Genomic DNA, 2,984 nt, shown 5'->3' with positions numbered 1-2,984 from the left:
AAGCCCGTGCCGACGCCGACGCCGACGGCGAAGCCAGTGCCGAAGCCGACGCCTGTGCCGAAGCCAACGGCCGATCCCGTGCTGAAGCCGACGGCAACGCCAACGCCAACGCCGAAGCCCGTGCCCAAGCCAACGCCGAAGCCCGTGCCCAAGCCCGTGCCCGAGCCGACGGCGAAGCCAACGCCCGTCCCCAAGCCGACGGCAACGCCGACGCCGACGCCTGTGCCCAAGCCCGCACCGAAGCCGACGTCCCCGGTGACCCTGGGGTCGCAGTCGACGGGTGGACCGACGCTCAAGCCTGTGCCTAGGCCGACCGCGAGGCCCACACCGAAGCCCGTGGCGAAACCGACGCCTACACCGACGCCCGCGCCTACGGCGACCCTGGGACCGCAGCCGACCGCCGAGCCGACGCCGAAGCCTGCGCCCACGCCGACTCCGTCCACGCCTGCGCCGCAGTCGCAGCCGACGGCCGCCCCGACGCATACCGCGACACCCAAGCCTGCGTCCGTTTCCGGGCCCGCCCCCGCCCAGTACACCGTCCGGCCTGGTGACTCCCTGTCAGGGATTGCCGCGCGTTACGGCATCGCCGGTGGCTGGCCCGCGCTGTACAAGCTCAACCGGGCCGTCGTCGGACCCGACCCCGACCGTCTGGACGCTGGGACGGTGCTGCGATTGCACTGACCCCACTGGAGAGCCACATGCCCAGGGCCGGTTCGTCCGGCTCCCCCGAGAACACCACCGAGCCCCGGTGCAGCACGTGGACCAGGTCCACCACCGCGGTGGGCGCCGAAGGCAGCGACTGCTCCGCGAGGACGACCGTCCGGCCCGCCGCCACCGCCGAGGCGACGGCGGCGTGCACCCGCTCCAGGACGGCGGGAGCGAGCCCGCGCCCGGGTTCGTCCAACAGCAGCACGCGGGACCGGCGGCTCAGGGCGACACCCAGCGCCAGCATCTGCTGCTCGCCGCCCGACAGGGTGCCCGCGCTGCGGGTGAGCAGTCGGCGCAGTTCAGGGAAGACGTCGAGTGCAGCGGCACGTCCCTGGGCCGTCAGTCCGGAGAGGTGGTCGGCGACGCTCAGCGAGGGGAACACCGCACCCTCCGCGGGCACCAGGGTCAGACCGAGGCGGGCGCGGGCGTACGCGCTCAGCGCGGTGATGTCACGGGGAGCGCCCGCACCGACGGACCCGCCCCCGCCCTCTCTTCCGCTCCCTTCCCCGCCCCCTCCCCCTTCCCCGTACCACTGCACCCTGCCGCCGGTGAGCGGGACGGCCCCGGCCAGCGCATGCAGCGCGGTGCTGCGCCCCGCGCCGTTGCGGCCGAGCAGGACGGTCAGCCGCCCGGCGGGGACCGGCAGGTCCACCCCGTGCAGCGCCTCCAACGGGCCGTAGCGGACCCGGGCGCCGAGCAGTGCGACGGCCAGGGTCATCGCCCGCGCCCTTCCGTTCCCTTGACCGTTCCCTTGGCGGAATCCGCTGCCGCGTCGGCCGGGAGGATGCGTCCGGCGGCCATGGTGAACACCGTGTCGGCGATCCTGTCGACCAGCTCGCGGTCGTGTTCCACCACCAGGACCGCCAGGCCGTCCGCCGCCAGCGCGGTCAGCAGCACGGCCAACTGCTCGGCCTCGGCCCGGTCCAGGCCGGCCGCGGGCTCGTCCAGCAGCAGTACGCCCGGATCGGCGCTGAGTGCGCGGCCCAGCTCCACCAGCCGCAGGGTGCCGGTCGGCAGGCCGGACGCCCGTTGCTCGGCGAGGTGTTCCAGCCTGAGCAGCCGCAGCGTGCGGGCGACCGCGAACTCGGCGTCGGACGCTCCCCTGCGGCCCGCCTGCTCCGCGCCGACGCGCAGATTGTCGGCGACGCTGAGGCCGGGGAAGACGGCGATCTGTTGGAAGGTGCGGGCCAGGCCGAGCCGGGCCCGGGTGTATTCGGGGAGGTGGGTGATGTCGCGTCCTTCCAGCAGCACCTGCCCGCTGTCCGGCCGGTCGGCTCCGCTGAGGCAGCGGAACAGGGTGCTCTTCCCGGCTCCGTTCTGGCCGGTCAGAGCGGTGATCCGACCCGGAGGCAGGTCCAGTGAGACCTGATCGAGGGCGGTCACCCCGCCGAAGCGGCGGACCAGGGCGCGGGCGGAGAGCCGGGGAGCGGTGGTCGACGTCATTCCGGGACTCCTTTGAGGCGCTTGACCAGTTGTTCGCCGAGCGGGCTGAGCCGAACCGGCGGGAGTGGCCGGTCGCGAGCGGCTCCGCCGTGCCCGCTGCCGTCGGCGCCGCAACCCTCGCGTTCCGCCACCCGCACGGCGAGCGCGGCGGGTGCGGCGGGCCGGGTGAGGCGTCCGCGCAGCAGGGCCAGTACGCCGATGGCGGCGGCCGAGACGCCGGCGATGGTCGCGGCGTCCAGCACGGTGAGCACCATGGCGCCCAGCACGGCCGCCGAGGCGCTGTCCGCGCCGAAGGCGACCGCGGCGGCGAACCAGAGCAGGCCGAGCACCGGATCGAAGGCATTGGGGTCGAAGGCCTGGGCGCCGAGCCCCAGCAGCCCGCCGCCGAGCGCCGCCAGGGCCGCGCCCGCGGTGAAGGCCAGCAGCTTCAGCCGGGGCACATCCACGCCGGAGGCGTACGCCGCGGGCTCGTGGTCACGCATCGCGCCCAGCGCGCGGCCGGTCGCGCCCCGGCGCAGGGCGTGCACCGCCAGCAGGGCGACGGCGAGGGCGGCGAGTTCGATGCCGTAGAAGAGACGGTCGTCGGCCCAGGCACCGGTACGGTCCAGCCGCACCCCGCTGGTGAGCGAGGGCTGTTGGAAGACGAATCGGCTCATGGCGGTGCCGACCGCGAAGGTGGTCAGTGCCAGTGCCAGGCCCCGGCGGCGGATGGCGGGCCGGCCGACGAGGAGGCCGCAGGGTGCGGCCAGGGCGGTGGCCAGCAGCAGCGCGACGGGGGTTGGGAGGGCAGGGACCCCCGGGATCGCGCCGCCCGCCAGCACTCCGGTGAGCAG

At 75.0% G+C, this 2,984-nt stretch carries 3 protein-coding genes and 1 pseudogene; all 4 read right to left on the bottom strand.

What is annotated here, in order from left to right; all coding sequences use genetic code 11:
* Positions 1-428: pseudogene (locus tag TR46_RS43165) on the bottom strand (hypothetical protein); the annotation flags it as partial.
* A 185-nt stretch (positions 429-613) separates the two neighbouring features.
* Positions 614-1,426, bottom strand: a complete 813-nt coding sequence (locus TR46_RS20175) for an ATP-binding cassette domain-containing protein (protein ID WP_063770632.1) — start codon at positions 1,424-1,426, stop codon at positions 614-616.
* Entirely contained in the window at positions 1,423-2,151 is a 729-nt protein-coding gene (locus tag TR46_RS38130; RefSeq protein ID WP_063770631.1) for an ABC transporter ATP-binding protein, read from the bottom strand. Before TR46_RS38130 ends, TR46_RS20175 begins: the two co-directional genes overlap by 4 nt.
* Positions 2,148-2,984 (bottom strand): ABC transporter permease subunit (locus tag TR46_RS38125; protein WP_439654373.1); only part of this gene is annotated, 837 nt, incomplete at its 5' end. The genes TR46_RS38125 and TR46_RS38130, both read right to left, overlap by 4 nt.

It is taken from the genome of Streptacidiphilus carbonis (assembly GCF_000787775.1).
GTDB lineage: Bacteria > Actinomycetota > Actinomycetes > Streptomycetales > Streptomycetaceae > Streptacidiphilus > Streptacidiphilus carbonis.
Note: the sequence above shows the minus strand (reverse complement) of the source record. Positions and strands in the feature narration are given on the sequence as shown.